Annotated in this window: 13 protein-coding genes; 3 read left to right on the top strand and 10 right to left on the bottom strand. The window is 48.6% G+C overall.

From position 1 onward, the window contains the following. Positions 1–6: 6 nt before the first annotated feature. Both F458_RS0100680 and F458_RS0100675 read right to left on the bottom strand, forming a co-directional pair. Positions 7–426 carry a CBS domain-containing protein gene (locus tag F458_RS0100680; RefSeq protein ID WP_018981442.1) on the bottom strand — a complete coding sequence of 140 codons (420 nt, stop codon included), beginning with the start codon at positions 424–426 and terminating at the stop codon, positions 7–9. A 146-nt stretch (positions 427–572) separates the two neighbouring features. Next, complete coding sequence (locus tag F458_RS0100675) at positions 573–1,604, bottom strand: isoaspartyl peptidase/L-asparaginase family protein (protein WP_018981441.1); 1,032 nt, start codon at positions 1,602–1,604, stop codon at positions 573–575. Positions 1,605–1,866: 262 nt separating this feature from the next. On the opposite strand from F458_RS0100675, the gene sbcB reads away from it, so the two are divergent. Together sbcB and F458_RS0100665 are read left to right on the top strand one after the other, a co-directional pair. Next, entirely contained in the window at positions 1,867–3,297 is a 1,431-nt protein-coding gene (gene sbcB / locus F458_RS0100670) for an exodeoxyribonuclease I (protein ID WP_018981440.1), read from the top strand. Positions 3,298–3,396: 99 nt separating this feature from the next. Continuing rightward, positions 3,397–5,052, top strand: a complete 1,656-nt coding sequence (locus F458_RS0100665) for a FapA family protein (RefSeq protein ID WP_018981439.1) — start codon at positions 3,397–3,399, stop codon at positions 5,050–5,052. Here the strand turns inward: F458_RS0100665 and F458_RS0100660 are convergent. From F458_RS0100660 to F458_RS0100625, 8 genes are read right to left on the bottom strand one after another with little or no spacing between them, the layout of a single operon-like run. Then, the gene (locus F458_RS0100660; protein WP_018981438.1) at positions 5,009–5,851 is read right to left on the bottom strand and encodes a sterol desaturase family protein; all 843 of its coding nucleotides are present in this window, start codon (positions 5,849–5,851) and stop codon (positions 5,009–5,011) included. The genes F458_RS0100665 and F458_RS0100660 overlap by 44 nt on opposite strands. Beyond that, positions 5,844–6,470: a CDP-alcohol phosphatidyltransferase family protein gene (locus F458_RS0100655; RefSeq protein WP_018981437.1), complete on the bottom strand. Its 627-nt coding sequence runs from the start codon at positions 6,468–6,470 to the stop codon at positions 5,844–5,846. Before F458_RS0100655 ends, F458_RS0100660 begins: the two co-directional genes overlap by 8 nt. Before the next feature lie 11 nt (positions 6,471–6,481). Continuing rightward, the gene (locus F458_RS0100650) at positions 6,482–7,126 is read right to left on the bottom strand and encodes an ATP-binding cassette domain-containing protein (protein ID WP_018981436.1); all 645 of its coding nucleotides are present in this window, start codon (positions 7,124–7,126) and stop codon (positions 6,482–6,484) included. 7 nt (positions 7,127–7,133) lie between these two features. Further along, a complete protein-coding gene (locus tag F458_RS18820) occupies positions 7,134–8,840 on the bottom strand; it encodes an ABC transporter permease (protein WP_018981435.1) in 1,707 nt (568 codons plus the stop codon). Further along, on the bottom strand, positions 8,840–10,003 hold the full coding sequence (locus F458_RS0100640) for an ABC transporter substrate-binding protein (RefSeq protein WP_018981434.1): 1,164 nt from the start codon (positions 10,001–10,003) through the stop codon (positions 8,840–8,842). The genes F458_RS18820 and F458_RS0100640 overlap by 1 nt, the downstream gene beginning before the upstream one ends. Further along, on the bottom strand, positions 9,987–10,826 hold the full coding sequence (locus F458_RS0100635) for a DUF547 domain-containing protein (RefSeq protein WP_018981433.1): 840 nt from the start codon (positions 10,824–10,826) through the stop codon (positions 9,987–9,989). Before F458_RS0100635 ends, F458_RS0100640 begins: the two co-directional genes overlap by 17 nt. Positions 10,827–10,847: 21 nt before the next feature. Continuing rightward, positions 10,848–13,001, bottom strand: a complete 2,154-nt coding sequence (locus F458_RS0100630; protein ID WP_018981432.1) for an FAD-dependent oxidoreductase — start codon at positions 12,999–13,001, stop codon at positions 10,848–10,850. Positions 13,002–13,016: 15 nt separating this feature from the next. Next, a complete protein-coding gene (locus tag F458_RS0100625) occupies positions 13,017–15,377 on the bottom strand; it encodes a TonB-dependent receptor (protein ID WP_018981431.1) in 2,361 nt (786 codons plus the stop codon). Between the two features lie 710 nt (positions 15,378–16,087). Here F458_RS0100625 and F458_RS0100615 point away from each other — a divergent pair. Next, entirely contained in the window at positions 16,088–17,944 is a 1,857-nt protein-coding gene (locus F458_RS0100615; RefSeq protein WP_232362631.1) for a M1 family metallopeptidase, read from the top strand. Positions 17,945–17,968 lie beyond the last annotated feature (24 nt).

The raw sequence follows: 17,968 nt of genomic DNA, 5'->3' as shown, positions 1-17,968 counted from the left end.
CCTTATTCAACTGGCAACTTCGTAGCCCGCGCGAAGCTGTTTATCGATGGCTTTAAGTATTGCCGAACGGTTGATACTACCCACCAACACGCCATCGTCATCTACCACAGGATAAATACGCGGTTTATCCTTTAAAAGCAGTTGCGCTAATTCAATGACAGACATGTAAGGCTTAACGCTAAGCGCGGGACTTTGCATAATATCCTTGACCCGACAAACCTGCTCACGGTAATAACATGATTCAATCATTTGCCGGATACAATCCTGTTCGGACAAAAAGCCCGTCAACCGACCTCGATCGTCGACCACCGCACCACCCGAGTGACCGGTCTGCAACAAGTGCTCTACCGCTTCGGCTACCGGCATATCTTTGGTCAGCTTGACCGGACGATGATTCATATAATCACATACCTGCAGTGATTCCATAGCGACTCCTAAAGTAGTACCTAACGACTACTGTTTTTTGTCAGGTTTGATAGTTTGTTTGATACCGGTAAAACTGACTCCGGCATTACTATAAGCCTAGCTGCGAGAAGCCAATTGAGCGAATTTTCAGACACTTTTTTTGCACTTTACTGAGCGTTAATCTGGCTTGTTTCAAGCACATCCTGATAAATTCCCACGGTAAGCTTTCCGTTATTATCAATACTCGCTCTGTACATGCCTGGGGTATTAAATGGCATAGCGATATGACCCTGTCTATCAATGGCAATAACGCCGCCCGTTCCGCCGGCATTTTTTAACACATCATTGATAACCGTATCGGCTGCACGGGTCACACTGACCCCGTGGTACCTGACCCGGGCGCAAATATCTGCTGCAACATTGTAACGAATAAAATATTCACCGTGACCGGTAGCTGAGACCCCACAGCTGTTATTATCGGCAAATGTCCCGGCCCCAATTACCGGTGAGTCACCGATACGTCCATAGCGTTTTGCCGTCATTCCCCCGGTTGAGGTACCTGCCACAATATTGTCCTTAGCGTCCATCACCACCACGCCAACCGTACCCATTTTTTCCGCGCCCTGCTGACCACCTGCTTGTTTACCGGCTTCTTGCATCCGCGCTTTGACCTTTTTTAACGCTTCAAGGCGGTGGTCGGTGTCGAAATAGTTATTGTCGACCATCTCCAGGCCCTGTTCCCGGGCAAAGCTTTCCGCGCCCTCTCCAGCCAGCATTACATGAGGCGAATGGGCCATGACGGCGCGTGCCGCTGCGATAGGGCTACGAATAGTTTTCACGCCTGCCACTGCGCCAGCCTGGCGATGCGCACCATGCATTATCGAGGCATCCAGCTCGTGTTCTTCGTCATAGGTATATACAGCGCCCACACCCGCATTAAACAAAGGCGATGCTTCCAGTATCTGAATGGTTGCCACCACGGCATCCTCGCCGGGCTCACCTGCTTCAAGTTTGGCGTAACCCGCCTGCACTGCCTCTTTGAGTTTGGCTACATAAGCCGCTTCTTTTTCACTGGTCATATCCTTTTTTAAGATGGTGCCGGCACCACCGTGAACGACTATCGCGATGTCTGCATAAGCAGACAGTGATAACGCACACAGGGTCCCGGTTAGACCCAGACGTCGTAACTGTTTTAGCATGTGACTCTCCTGTACTACTCTATTATTACTTTTAAAGGCACTAATTTGTTTTCTTTTTCTTCATCAGATACTGATATGCATTGGTTTTAAATCGGCGTCAGTCACACTAAATTATGATATTTGCCGGAGTATCATTGCGAGTATCATTGCGATAATCGTGCCAGCGAGACCTTTAAACAATCCTCTCAACCCGAGGGATTTTTACTTTTACCCGCCGCGGTGTACACTGCCGCCATCATTTACTCGCTTACATCAGTACGATATGACCACAGACGCCACCTTCCTTTGGCATGACTTTGAAACGTTTGGCACCAGTCCGAAAAAGGATCTGCCTTGTCAGTTTGCGGCCATCAGAACCGATATGGACCTTAACATCGTCGGTAAGCCTATCAATATAATGAGTCAGATTGCCAATGATTATCTGCCCCAACCCGGTGCTTGCCTGGTCACGGGCATCACGCCACAGCAAACCCTTCGCGATGGCATGGCAGAAGCACAGTTTGCTACTCGGATTGCTCAGCATATGGGCCAGCCGAACACCTGTGTAGCCGGCTACAACAGCATCCGTTTTGATGACGAGGTTACCCGTCACCTTTTTCACCGAAATTTTATTGACCCCTATGCACGGGAATGGCGCAACGGCAATAGTCGCTGGGATATTATCGATCTGGCCAGAGCCTGTTATGCGCTGCGTCCAGACGGCATAAACTGGCCGGTGCGAGATGACGGAACGCCCAGTTTTCGGCTTGAAGATCTGACTGCAGAAAATAATCTTGAACACGGGCAGGCCCACGATGCACTTAGCGATGTATATGCCACCATTGCGTTAGCAAAGCTGATAAAAGAAAAGCAGCCAAAGCTGTTTGATTACGCATTTTCATTACGTAATAAGCAAAATGTTCTGTCCCGGTTGGCGTTAAATAAACCGTCAGTGGTCTTGCATATTTCATCTAAGCTGCCCGCCCGTCATGGCTGTGCGACGTGGGTAATGCCAGTAGCTCCGCATCCGACTAATTCCAATGCCGTCATTGTTGTTGATTTAGCCAAAGATGTTGATGCCATTATTGATTTACCAGCTGAAGACATCGCCGGGCGACTATATGCCAATAAAGAAACATTGGGTGATTTGCCAAGACCAGGACTAAAACTGATACATATTAATCGCTCCCCTTTCATTACTACTGCCAAAGCAATGACCCAGGACAATGCGCAGCGATTAGGACTTGACCGGGAGTACTGCCTGAGCAACTTTAAAAAGCTGGCCGCCGCGCCCGATTTAGCGCCAAAAATCACTCAGATTTACGACACGATGCATGACAATGATCAGGATGATCCTGATTATACTTTATATAGCGGAGGCTTTTTAAGTAATGAAGAGCGTCGGTGGTGTAATGAGGTCATTGAACAGGAGCCTGAACAATTAGCAGCCATGTCAGACAAAACCCAGAATCAGACATTACGTACCATGCTGTTTCGCTATCGCGCCAGAAACTATCCACACACACTGAGTGAATCTGAAGTACAACGCTGGCAAAATCATCGTACTGCGCGCCTTACTGACCCCGATTCAGTAGCGTCTATTACCCTTGAGCCTTACCTGATGGAAATTGAACAGCTGGCTGCACAATCGCCTGATGATGCGAATAAACAAGCAATTTTACGTGCGCTTTATCAGTATGCTGAAAATCTTTGACCTACAACTGGAAAACGCTATAAAGTACCTGTAAAGAATACGCGGGTTGTGCCGTTAACCTGATTGAAAATGGAAAATAAAGGTAGGCTGGAAGTAGTAATGAAAGGTGTATCCGTTACTCTGGACAACTCAAAAAATTATGTCGATATTTCCTTGGATCCGGCCTCTTTCGAGCGTGAAATCGACAATAAAGCGCTTTGGAATGAAATTCACGAAGGCCAGTTCAAACGTTTCTATATTTCACCTGGCGCGTTAAAGAGTGCCTGCGATAAAGCCAACCATTATTTTAAAACCGGTGATAAAACGCCGGTAAATGAACGCATCGGTGAGCGCAGAAATACGGAGGTTGAATATAAAATAAGCAGTGACAGACTTAGCGCTACAATGGTGCTCACCGCACCGTATGGGGGCCGCCTTCCGACCACAGATATACTGTGTAATATGGCTGCCAGCGCAGGGATTGTTCGGGGCTTAAGCCGTAAGCGCGTTGAGAGTTTGTTACTTCAATTAAGTAAAGCCGCGCCGGGTGCTGTGATCGAAGACGAAGTGGCCAAGGGTCTGCCCGCCAAGAATGGTAAAAACAGCCAGTTTGTTCCTCTGGTTCCAAATGCCCTGGAACGCGTACTGCGCCCGCAGACTGATGCTAATGATCGGGTTGACATGCGCAATCTCGGTGAAGTCATCTGTGTCAAGATCCACACCCCTGTGTTGCGCCGCGAACCTCCCACAGACGGCCGGGACGGCTTTGATGTAAAAGGGAATGTATTGCCGGCTGTTCATGGTAAACAGCTGGAATTCAAAATGGGTTCGGGTACTGTTATTAGCGATAGTGATCCCAATCAGTTAAATGCGGCGATTTCTGGTATGCCAAAATACCGTGATCAAATCATGAACATTGATGACACCTTCATTTGTAATGGTGTCAATGTAGGCTCCGGGCATGTAAATTATGAAGGAGCAGTGCTGGTTAACGGCGATGTGACTGAAAAAATGCAAATTAAAGCAGCCGGTGATGTGACCATCAACGGATTTGTGGAGTCTGCCTATATTGAAGCCGGTGGCGATATTATTATCACCGAAGGTGCAATGGGTAAAATGAGTGAAAGTGACGGCGGGTATTCGTGCCAACTGGTTGCCGCCGGAAGTATTCATGTTCAACACGGTCAGGGTATTGATATCCAGTGCAGCGGAAATATCACTGTTGGTCGGCAACTGGCTTATAGCCGCCTGCAATGTGGTGGCAGTGTGACAGTAGGACAACTGAATAATCCGCAGGGTAATTTATTCGCCTGTGATATTATCAGCCAGGGTAAAATAACAGCCGGTACCATTGGCGCAGTTTCGGGCTCGGTGCTTAAAATCGATTTCAGCCCTGGTTTTAGTAAGCTTCTTGAGCGAAAAGATGCCCTGGACGATTTGCTGCGTCAGTTGCGTCAGAATACGTCTCGGCATAAAGAAAAGCTCGATTCAATAAAAACCCGTTTGTTGCCAGCCGAGTTAAAAGCAAAACTCAGTGATGCGGATGAGCTGCTGAAAAACGAAACATCGATGCTGAACTGGCTGGAGTTGAAAGCGCTGGAAATGCGTCAGGAAAAAGACGACTACCAGACCGAAATCGGTGTGGTCGCGAATAAACGTCTCTACAATGGTGTTTCATTAAAACTCAACAACCGCAACTGGCGTTCTGAACGTGATTATGAAAAGTGCAAAGTCACTTTTGAGAATCATCAATGGCATTATACGCCGCTGACTTAGTGTCAGTGGCTGGTTTGTCCAATGGCATGGTCAGCAATCTCCACAGGCTGCTGTTGTATTTTGATGGCGGGTATTGCTGCTGCCCAATATCCAGGTTTTCGTCAGGTTGCTGCGCCCGGGCTTTAAAGCTGCCAAATAATTTGTCCCACCATGAAACACTGAAACCAAAATTACTGTTTGTTTCAGCCGCATACTGACTATGATGGATACGATGTAAGCGCTGAGTGATCACCAGCCGTGCCAGTTTATCATCAATATTTTGCGGTAATCTGATATTGCTATGGTTAAAAATGGAAAACGCATTCAGTGCGACTTCAAAAATAACCACGGCCAGAGCAGGAACACCTAAAAGAAGTATCGCAGCTGCCTTGATCCCTAAACTCAGCATAATTTCTACAGGATGAAAGCGCAGACCGGTGGTTGTATCAACATGGCTGTCTGCATGATGCATACGATGTATGCGCCATAACACAGGTACCCTGTGAAATAAGCGATGCTGCCAGTAGATCACACAATCCAGCCACAAAACGCCAAGCACGATTGCCAGCCATGGGGGCGGCACCAGATGATGAAACAAACCTAGTTGATTATCCTGCGCAAAAATTGCTACGCCGGCGAGTGTGGCCGGCAGGATGAGCCTGGCAATAATGGCACCAATTACCACAACGGAGAGGTTAGCCTGCCACCGGTAACGGCGCTTTAGTGCTGCATGTCTGGCGGGCCAGGCAAGTTCAAGCAGGGCCATTAAAGAGAAGACCCCAAAAAATATGGACAGGCGTATCAGACTGTTTTCATTCATCTTTTTTTATCCGACTAAGTGTCTGATACCCACCATAAATTCGTGTAAATACAGTAATAAAACATGCCATCGCAAAGATGTATGCCAAAACAGTAAACCACTGTGGCCAGATACAGATGACTATAAAAAATACTATAGTCTCTGTCCCTTCCGTTAATCCCTGCATGTAGTAAAAGCTTTTATGGGTGAACTGTGGCCGGGTGATCTGGTATTTTTCAGCTGACACCGCAAAAGCCAGAAAACTACTGCCGGTGCCGATAAATGCGCACAATAGCACCAGGGCCGGCACCCCCCACTCAACGGGATTCGCTATGCCGAAAGCCAGCGGAATGGTGGCATAAAACAGAAAATCGAGGCAAATGTCCAGATAGCCTCCGGCACTGGAACTGCTCTGGCTGTACCGGGCCAGCTCACCATCAAGCCCATCACATAAGCGATTCAGACTCACAAAAAGTAGCGCCAGCATAAACTGGCCATAGACAATAGCTGGCACCGCCGCTATACCGATGATAAAACCTGCCAACGTGACATTATCAGCACTGATACCATAATAATGCAGACGCTTCACCATGGGCCGAAGCAATGGCTTTAACACTGGTGTAATACGCGCATCTAGCATAGTTGACTCCCTCAGATGGTCTCTGTTGAGTTGCTTACGGTTACCACCTCGCCTTCAGCGGCACGAGCATCCTGCTCGTCATGGGTTACCATAATACAGGGTAATTTGTTTTGCCTGATGGTATCAAATACCCACTTCCTGGTCTGCGCTCTGGTCTGCATATCCAGCTTACTAAATGGCTCATCCAGCAATACCGCCCGAGGTTGTGCGGCCAGAGTACGCAATAAGGCCACCCTGGCCTGTTGACCACCGGAAAGGGTTTGAACCGCTTTTCTGCCATAATTTTCAAGACCCACCCCAGCTAACAGCTCTTCTGCCTGAACGTACTTATTTGTACCGGGGGGCATGCCGAAAATGATATTCTGCGCCACGCTCAGATGCTCAAATAAAAGCGGGTCCTGATATAGTATACCCAATCCTCGCCTGTGGGCAGGCAGCGCTGTTATGTCCTGATCACCAATCTTGATAGTGCCCTGTTGCCTGAACGGTGCCGGTAAGACACCGGCGATAGCCGATAGTAACAGAGATTTACCCACGCCAGAGGGCCCCATAATTGTTAATACGCTACCCGCAGATACCCGGGTATTTACGCGAATCAGGCGATGGTGGTTATTGATTACCTCCACCTCGTCAAGTATCAGTGCATTTAATTTCATACTTTCCTTATCGGCTATGAACCGCAGGATTAAACCATTTGGCGGGCAACCACCAGGCCAGAACAAAGCCGGCTAAGGGCAATATCATCTGCATTAATGTGTAAACCGCACTTAGTCGACGACTCCCTCCGGCACTTACTGCTACGGATTCTGTCGTAATAGTCGCAATGGCTCCGGCGCCTGGCAGTAGTGTTGCCAGATACTGACTGAAACTGATTGCCAGGCCCAGGGCGAATGCTATCGCAATGGGCGCTGACAATAGCGGCAGAGTCACCCGGACGAACACATTATAAGGTGATGCGCCCAACCCGTAGGCAACATAACGATAACGTTCGTCAAAGCGTCGGTAGGCCACGGCAAGAGAAAGAAACACGTAGGGCAGCACGTAGACAAAATGGCTCACATAGGTAGGTAACCACTGGCCTGCTTGCGCAAGCTGCGCCAGCCATGTCAATCCAAACAAAAAAGCTACCCCGGGGATCAACAGGGGAATAAACAATAACAGATCGCCGCTGACTTTATCTGTCAGCTTACTGCAATGATCTCGCTGTTTTTCATATTCAAGCACCAGTATGCTTAGCAACACCGCGCCGAGGCTGACCGGAACCGCCAGCAGCAACGTATTGGTCAGGGGCGTTTGCATTGAGGTTAAGCCGCTTGCCCAGTGCAGCACGGTGATAGCATCGGGTAATGCTTGCGGAAAAGGCCAGTGAGCAGCAAACGACCACACTGTCAGGCTAGCCAGCATCAGCATTACGGCCGTCAGAATACCCAAAACGGTAACTACCGCCACGCCTTTAAGCGTCCTTGCTGCTGTGACTCTGTTACCATCAAGCTGCCAGCGCGATATCAAACCGGCACCCACGCGTTCGCTTAACAACCAGAACAGAACCGCGCTACAGGTAACAACAACTTGCAGGCAAGCGGCAGCACTGGCCTGTAACCGCATTGTGATATCAATATGATTAAACCACTGTAAAACCGCCACCGCCAGGGTCGGTGGGGATCCCGGACCCAGCACCAGCGGAATTTCCACATTGGCAGTGGCAAAAGCCAGCATAGCAATTACCGGCAACCTAATCGCCGGATATAACATCGGCCAGGCCACTTTCAAAAATGTGCTGGCAGGGTGGTAGCCCATGGTAACAGCAAGGTTTAATTGCTTGTTCAAACGTGCCGATAAATGGGGCTGGGCAAGCACACTTAAGGCCATTAATAAAATAAACGGCAGTGCTTTGAGTGTTAGTGCCACAATTACGGCAATACCCATTGCATCGTGAAGAGGCGAGAAAACCGGAGGCAGGCTCCAGCCGGTCAGCGCGGGCGAGATCAGACGTACAGGCCATCCGGAAGGGGCAATAAGAAACCCCACGGCAATAGCTGCAGCAGCGTGTGGAATGACCAGCACCGGGCTGAGTAATCGCTGAATCCACTGCAAACCAGTTGTCTGATAAAACACAGCGAGCATAGCCAGCGTACCGAATAAAGCAAGAAAGGTAGCGCTAAGGCCAGTAAATAACGACAATGCGATCATGTACGGCAGCGATTGCACCGCGCCCAGTGCATCAAAAGCATCTAACGAAAATTCTGTTTCGCCGATGGCCGGAAAATACGACAATGCAGGCAAAATGACGCCGAGCACGCCTGCCCCTACCGGCACAATCAGTGCGAGTATAAATATCCAGCGAGACAAACTTAACGTTGCTGCAAACATTAAAGGTGCTCACCATAACGTGCAAACCATGCTTTGCGTAATGCATCAGTCCAGCTGGTATGGGGCTCTGCAAGCAAAACATGGTGCCCTGCCGGAGGGAGCGAGGACGGGTGCCGGTTGTCGACCGCAAACAGTTTTTGCTGGTCTTGGGTCAAACGCGTCATATCCAGCACGGTTTCATCACCCCAGACAGACACCCGCTGCTTTTTCGCCTGCGCCTGCGGTGACAAAAGAAAATTGACCACTTTCATAGCATCAGACTTATGCGCACTGTTATAGGTAATACCGATAAAATGTACATTCGAAAGGCTACCATCCTGCATGGCATAAGTACGCGTGCTAAGGGGTAAGTCATAGCGGGACACCGCCGCAGGTATTTCGGCGGCAGTAAATGAAAAAGACAATAAAAGAGAATTATCAGCAAACAACTGTTGTAATCTGGACGCCTGACGAACAAAAAATTCTCCCTGCTGCCAGAGGTAAGGGTGCAGCTTATCCAGATAATCAAACAAGGGCACGGTCACCGCATCAAGCGCCGATTCAGTGACCGGTTGGTAAAGCTGCTCTTTTTCAATCGTCGACAGCGTCAGTGCGATGTACTTGATAAAACTAATGCCCAGGTAATCTGTGGGCAAGGGGTACGCAAAACGGCCGGGATGCTGACGCGCGAACGCAAGTAGCGCTGAGGCATTCGCCGGCGGCCGCGACAAATAGCGTTGATTAAAATAAAAGACCATTGCCGCTTTGCCCCAGGGAGCCTCCTGCCCGTTTGTAGGTATCCCGAAATCCATCGTCATATTACGATTTCTGGTCGGGTTGGTTAGCGTGAAATGGGCTAACTCGCTGACCCAGTTTTTGTGCAGTAAGCCGTGTTTGTCCATGGCTGCAAAGTTTTCACCATTGATCCAGATGAGATCCACGTTACCGTTGCTATGGTTGCCAGCGGCTTTTTCGGCAAGCACACGGGAGACTGCATCACTGGTATCTGCAAGCTTTACGTGATTAACGGTTATGTCAAACTGTTGCTGGGTCTGCTCAGACACCCATTCCAGATACTGATTAACCTGCGGGCTCCCCCCCCAGGCGTAAAACTGTAGGGTCTCGGCATGGGTTGGCCATATCAAACCATTAATTATCAGCAGGCCGCTAATCCACCTTATCATTCAGTGCCCAGTTGTAGTCGTTAAAGGTAACTGCCACAGCATTATTCTTTAGCGCACTTTCGGCCTCTGCGTCCATATTCAGAGTATCTGCGTACAAGAGAAAAAAGTCATTAAGCGAAGAAGCGCCTTTCCAACCAGCAGTAAAATCATCACGATACCAATCAAAAATCTTGGATACTTCAAGCTGGCCATCTGTATAGCGATTTTCTCTGGTATTGCCCAGAAACTGCTTCGTCTGTGCTTCCAACTGTCGATCCAGTGAGTGTCCTGTATACGCTTCTTGTCGCAGCGGCGGGCAGCTGCGACTGGCACAATTAACCGCAAAATGAATGCGCGGTTCATTAAACCCGTTAAATCCTTCGCGCTTCAGGCCGTCAATCGTGCCGCGAATCATGCCGTGCTCAATATCATCCAGGGTGCGCGATTTACCTAGCAGGTTCCCCACTTCGATGTCCCAGGGTGATGACCACAAGCTGCCGATATCTTTAATCGAATCAATTTGTGAATAGTGGCTTAACACCAGATTCACCGTGTAGGCATTATAGGCGTTGATCAAAAACGCCAGCTGTTTTGCCTCTGGCCACCTTTTATATTGTTTTACTGAAATATTTTCCAATGTCTCGAGGTAACGCTGTAATGGGCCAGTGTTTTGCCCCCATTTTTTGTAATTCACCACAGCGCTGGGCCCCTCATCAGGTGAATAGGCGACATACTGCTCAAGCTGCTGATCCCAGAGTTGATGCAAGTCGGTTTCATCAGCCATGATCTCCAGACTAGTCAGGATAAATAGTGGTAACGCTAAAAAGAAATGTATGTTTTTCATCGTATATCCATTTTTCGCCGCTTAACCTCGGCGCCATTTGTGATACTTTTCCACATAGCTAAGTAAGCGTTTCGGCGCATGCGCACGCTTCCAGTTACCAGCAGCATATTTTGCTCCTTCGGCCCAGGTTGGATAGGCATGGATGGTGCCCAGAATCTTATTGAGTCCAAGCCCGTGTTTCATGGCAAGAACAAACTCTGCAATTAGATCGCCGGCATGTTCACTGATAATAGTGACACCAAGAATGTCATCTTTGCCTTCTTTTGTGAGCACTTTAATATAGCCCCGCCCCGCACTTTCCGTCACAGCCCGATCCAGCTCACTGAAGTCGTAACGCGTGATTTCAAACGCCACATTCTGCTCGGTCGCTTCACGCTCACTAAGGCCTACCCGCGCCACTTCCGGATCAACAAAGGTAGTCCATGGGATAACGCGGTAATCGACCTTAAATCGTTTAAACGTACCAAATAACGCGTTGACTGCGGCATACCACGCCTGGTGAGAGGCTACATGGGTAAACTGATATGGGCCAACAACATCGCCGGCTGCGTAAATATTGGGGAATTTGGTTTGCAAAAACGCGTCAGCCTCTATGGTGCGCTTACATTGGATCCCCAACGCCTCAAGTCCGAAGCCCTCCAAACGAGCCTGGCGGCCCACTGCAATGATAATTTCGCTGTAATACAGTTTTTTCGGCTGCCCCTCAACGGACGTTTCTAGGTAGCGTCCATCACCATCAGAATTGAATTTTTCAGCGCGGTGAGCGGTCAGTACGTTTACGCCATTCTCGAGCAGTGTTTGTCTGACAAAATCCGCCACCTCTTTATCTTCTTTACCCATTAATTGTCCGGCCTGTTCCACCAGCGTGACTTGACTGCCTAAACGGGCAAAGGCCTGGGCCATTTCACAACCAATGGGGCCGCCACCCAGTACAATCAGTTTCTCGGGTGCTTTTGGTAATGCCGAAAATTTACTCCACAACGTATCAGAGGTGACATAGCCGCTTTGTTCTATGCCGGGCAGCGGCGGAACATACGGCCTTGCCCCGGTCGCGATCACAATACTGCGTGTTGTCAGGGTAATGACATCACCGTCGGCCCGGGTTATTTCTACCCTCCAGGGATCCACAATGCGCGCATATCCCTTTTCTACATCCACCCCCAGCTTGCTATACCGCTCAACGCTATCGTTAGGTGCAATGGCTACAATAATGCTGTGAACCCGCCTGATAACATCTGCAAAAGGAATTTGCGGGTCACGATCAGCCAGGCCATAAATACTGGCATGTCGGGATTGATGAGCCACTTTCGCCGTTTTTATCAGCGCTTTGCTTGGCACGCAACCGTAATTTAAGCAATCACCGCCCATCTCGTTAGCTTCCACCAGCGTCACGCTGGCTTTTACGGTTGCGCCGATATAGGCCGTAACCAGGCCTCCGGCGCCGGCACCGATAACAATCAGATTTCTATCGAACTGTTTGGGACGCGTGTAGCCCTGATACACACGACGGCGATTGACCAGCGCAACGATCCCCTTGGCTATCCAGGGAAAGAGCCCAAGTAGTACAAAGCTTAAGATCAGGTCACCGGAAATAATGGCAGACAGGCTATCCACCTGAGCAAGCTGGGTTCCCGCGTTGACATAAACCAGTGTGCCCGCCAACATACCAATCTGGCTGACCCAATAAAATGTCCAGGTTTTCAGGCTGGTGAGCCCCATCGCCAGGTTGATAAGAAAAAAAGGGAATATCGGCACCAGCCGTAGGGTAAATAAGTAAAACGCGCCTTGTTTCTCTATACCCCGGTCAATTTTATCGAGTTTTTCTGCAAAACGTTTTTTAACACTGCTGCGAAAGATGAACCGCGCGCTTAAAAAAGCCAGAGTAGCGCCCAATGACGAGGCAAAAGAGGCCAGCAGCAAGCCTTGCCATAAACCAAACATCGCGCCTGCAGCAAGGGTTAAAATCGCCGCACCCGGTAAAGACAGGGCCGTAGCCACTACGTAGATGCAAAAAAATATGACGGCACTATAAACAGGGTTCTGTTCAATAATCTGGTGAAACTCTCCCATCGATGATTTCAGCTCACTGAGGGTAAAATACCGGTCCAGATCGAAGTAGAAAAATACACTGATAAGCAGCACGAATATGGCCAGTAACCCGGCTTTTTTTAACATTGTTGTCTCCCGGTATTAAAAATTGTACTGCAATGTCGCACTGGCATGACGGGGTAGTTCAGGCATTACCAGAGTGGCCCCAAAGTAGCCTCCCTCAAATACCGGCTGCCAGTTTTCTTCATCGGTGACATTCATAACATCAATACGTACACGCAACGCCGGGCTAAATGCATAGGCAACGTTCAGGTCCCACCGTATCTGATCGCGAATATGCACAGACTGCAGAAAATCCAGGGGAAATGATTTTGTATAGACAAAAGAGGTTCCCATTGACAGGGTATTGGTTATGTCAATGCCACCATTAAACGCAACAAGCTGTGGCACTACCCCCTGAACACGTTGGTTGGATGGCGCAAAAGCGGTAAAGGAAGGAGAGCCTGTTGCGGTCCCATTGATAATATCTGGCCGGCTGTTATCAAACGCATCAGTAACCTTACGGGTACCCTGAGAGGCAGCAGAATTGTCATAGCGGGCATCCAGGTAACTGTAACTACCGTTTATCCAGAAATTGTCCTGTTGGTAAAATGCTTCAAGCTCTATCCCGCTGGTTTTAATTCCGGTATTGCTGCCGTCTCGGTTGCGCAGACTACGAGTCTGTTCAAACACAGCCATAGCGGCAAAAAAGTCCTCATCAGGCGCGAATTTTACGCCAATTTCGTAGAGTGTATTGTCAGTGGCAAAATTTGCTGCAGCAATCTTATTGTCGGCGCCCAGTGTAGTGCCCCCTGCCATACTGTTGGAGGTCGCATCATTGTTACCCAGCGCAGCGTAAACATTTAATGTGTCGCTAAGTGCATAAAGTGCATTTAACTGCCAGCTGTGTAATGTATCGCTGAACGAGTCAGATGGCACCGCCTGTACTTCTTCTGGCGGCATACCGTCTTTGGCGGTGACATCGTAAAAATCCACACGATACCCTGCGATCGTTGAGAATCTTTTTGTCCATTGCGACTGTTGCTGCACCGCCAGGCCCGTCTGCCAAGTCGTGGAGTCAGTGGTATCCGATAAATTAAAGTCACCCTGGCCGTCATTGTTGAGGTCATATTGCGCGCCCGGAGAAACATAAACACCGGGCCTCAACAGCACTAGACGTTGTTGTTGCGAAGGCGTAAGAGGAATAACACGATCTTGCAGAGGCCCCGTCAGATCAATAGGATTGTCTGCTTCGGTGGTAAACTGACTGTAACCTAGCACATCATTATAGCGTACATCCAAAGCCAGTGTCGTCAGTTGCTTATCAGTAAGCGCAATATCAAGCTCCGTACGATTTTGCGCGGTATCAGCACCATCGATGATTTCAACAAAACTATTCTGGGCAATCTCTTCGCGTGATAAATGCTGATAGTAGGAGATATTGCGCAGTTTCATGTCCGGTGAAAGTGTCATTGCCATGTTGCTTCTGACAATTGTGGTTTGCGCGCCGTTAATATCATCCGGGTGCGTTAATACTGTACTGCGTGGTATAACAACTTCACCGGTAGGTGAAATCACTGCACCAGCACCGGGAATCAATGAGCCATCAGCCTGGCGGCCCTGACCGGTAATATATATACCATCATCAATCAGCGCCTGAGTAGGACGGTTGATACCCGCAATATCCGGATAGTCCGCATCATAATATTCCGCCGAGATGTCCCAGGTTAGCGAATCGTCGGGTTGATACCGAAATGTAGCGAACAAGTTTTCGCTACGGGTCTGAGCAAAATCGAAGAAAGACCTGGCATCAATGACCTGAGCGCTTAATCGCAACGCGGTTTTGTTCTGCATCAGGGGCGTTGAGTAGTCAGCCTGAATCTCATAGTCATCCCAGCGACCAGCATGCAGTTTCACCTGACCGCCCGCTGTTGAGGTAGAAGCGACTTTAGAGCGAATATCGACAAAACCACCGTTGCGCTGGGTGCTGCCTAATAAGACAGTGGGCGGGCCTTTAACAACGGTTAGCTGCCCTACACTATTAAACGATAATGGAATACCAAAGCCGTTATTCCCCGCCTGGCGACGAATACCATCCTGAAAAAGCTCGCCAAGCTGCCCTCTTACTGTAGGCAGACTGGGCGTGCCAAAACCACTGGCTGCATAGGTATTGGGCGCCACTTTAGCAATATCGTGCAGGGTTTCAATATTATAAGTCTGCATGGCTTCAGCGCTTAAACTACTTGCTGCACGGGGCAGGTTTTTGATAGACAACGCCTCGCCAAATAAACCGTCTACCTCAGCGCTGCCCGGATTGAGCACCCTGGCATCACGCTGCTTTCCGGTTACCTCAATAATCTCAATATCGTTTTCATCTGGCTGCGTTTGTGCTGAGCCAGCGCCAGAAGAAAGTGCTGTAATCATTAATGCGCAGTACGACACCTTGCCGGGTCCAGTGGTCATGATCTATTCCATTTTCATTTAATTCTTGTCACTTAAAGACCGTACGGTCGCGTATATTATTTCAAAGACCATAAAAATATGGGCTAAAGATGAAAGAATACGACACAAAACCAGTTCGTATTCACACTAACGCATAATTTACCTGGAAACCTCAATATCTGTATCACTTTCTCCCCCTTACAAAGCGTTTGCACCTTTGCCTGTTATTATGTCTGGGGATATTTATCGTTATGTTTGTGCGGGTGTTAGATAAGTTCGCAAACCCGGCCCACAGCATCGGTATTTTCAACGCATTTTATGATATAGCAAGCATTCCGGCGTCAATCGTTTACCTGCCTGGCCGTTTGCAGATTATACTGACTCCTCTGTTTGTGGCCGGTCTGTTTAAACCTGAATATACGGACTGGTACAAATATTACGTGGTGTATTAACATTCTTTTGTTATACCCAATACCGGATGCATTCAATAATCTGTTACTTTTTGCCGCCTGGCCCATGCTGGCCGCGCGTCTGACATTATTCATTCTGCGCGATGCCGACAATGCAGGCATACTGACGAACTCATAAAACCCCTATTATGTGCAGTCATCTAAACGGTATAGTTGCTTTTCCACACCTATATTACTTACTATCACTGGGATTAAATCTTGATGCTACCAGTAAGGAATAAAATGAATAAACTATGCTGGATATGTCTGGCTGTGCCAGTTATGTTCTCCTGTTCACAACCGGTTACCGGCTCGGGTGAGACCGCTTTAAGTCAGCACAACGATACTGCTGTGGCCAAACATATTGAAGCGGGCAATGACTACCATTCTTTTTCAAATCCCGATGAAATAACGGTCACGCATCTGGATTTGGCGCTTACCGCCGATTTCGAACAAAAACAACTTAAAGGTCGCGCCACCCTTGATATTGTGCGTCAACAGGCGGGTGCCGATACCCTGGTTCTTGATACCCGGGATCTGAACATCAACTCAGTAACGGTTAATGGACAGTCAGTAGATTATTCACTGGGCGCATCAGATGCGAATCTCGGCACACCGCTGTCTATATCACTGCCAGCAAACGCAAAGCAAGTCACCGTAAATTATCACACGTCGCCGGAGGCTTCAGGCGTTCAGTGGCTGACACCGGCGCAAACTGCCGGCAAGCAACATCCGTTTTTATTTACGCAGGCACAGGCTATACATGCCCGGAGTTTTATTCCGCTCCAGGATTCACCACAGGTGCGCATTACCTATGATGCCAATATCAAAACCCCGGCAAATCTTCTGGCGGTGATGAGCGCGTCAAATAACCCGCATACAGAGCGCGACGGCGACTATTCGTTTTCGATGCCGCAGCCGATCCCGTCTTATCTTATTGCACTGGCCATTGGCGACCTTCAGTTTCAGGCAATGGGTGACCGAACCGGTGTTTACGCTGAACCGGCCTTACTTAAAGCCGCTGCAGCTGAGTTTGAGGATACTGAGAGTATGCTTGAGCTCACCGAAGAAAAGTACGGCCCCTATCGCTGGGACCGCTATGATTTGCTTATTCTACCACCTTCCTTCCCCTTCGGAGGCATGGAGAATCCTCGCCTGTCATTTATCACACCAACGGTAATTGCGGGTGACAAAAGTCTGGTCTCCCTTATTGCGCATGAACTTGCTCATAGCTGGTCAGGCAATACTGTCACTAATGCTACCTGGCGGGATTTATGGTTAAACGAGGGTTTCACCACCTACCTGACATACCGCATTATGGAAATGTTATATGGACCAGACCGCTACAATATGGAAGCAGTTCTTGGGTATCAGAGCCTGCAGTCTGATATTGACGCGCTGCCTGAAGCCGACCAAAAACTGGCCATAGACCTGCGCGGGCGCAACGCCGATGAGGTGTTTTCAGATATCCCCTATGAAAAGGGAGCGCTGATGTTAAGAGAAATTGAACAGAAAATTGGTCGTGAAGCATTTGATAAGTTCTTATTGAATTATTTTGAGCATTTTGCATTTGAAAGTATTACTACCGATGTTTTTCTGACTTATCTTGATAAAACATTGTTGAAAGACTATCCAGAGAAGTTAAGTCGCGCTCGCATTGAACAGTGGATATTTCAGCCGGGTTTGCCTGAAGGAGCTCCTGAACCGCAATCCGACGCATTTTCAGACATCGATGAGGTAAGACAGCGATGGCTCACCGACAAGCGTGACGCTAATGAAATCGACACCACGTTATGGACAACCCATGAGTGGCTATATTTTCTGAACAATCTGCCTGACAGCTTACCTGCACAAAAGCTTGAGGAGCTTGATAACGCATTTTCTCTCACACAATCTCAAAACAATGAGATTGCACATAGCTGGTTAATGATTGCGGTAAAAAATGAGTACAAACCGGCCTATGACAGACTTTACAAATACCTGGTGAATATCGGTCGTAACAAGCTGGTAAAACCTTTGTACCGGGAACTTGCGAAGACACCTCAGGGCAAGAAACTCGCCACAAAGGCGTTTAATGAAGCAAAAGCGGGCTATCATCCACTCACCATTAAGGCCAACGAAGGGTTTATCAACGATTAGTGATAATGCCGGCAAATTACCAAA

The organism is Salinimonas chungwhensis DSM 16280 (genome assembly GCF_000378185.1).
GTDB lineage: Bacteria > Pseudomonadota > Gammaproteobacteria > Enterobacterales > Alteromonadaceae > Alteromonas > Alteromonas chungwhensis.
This window is presented reverse-complemented; position numbering and strand designations above follow the sequence as displayed.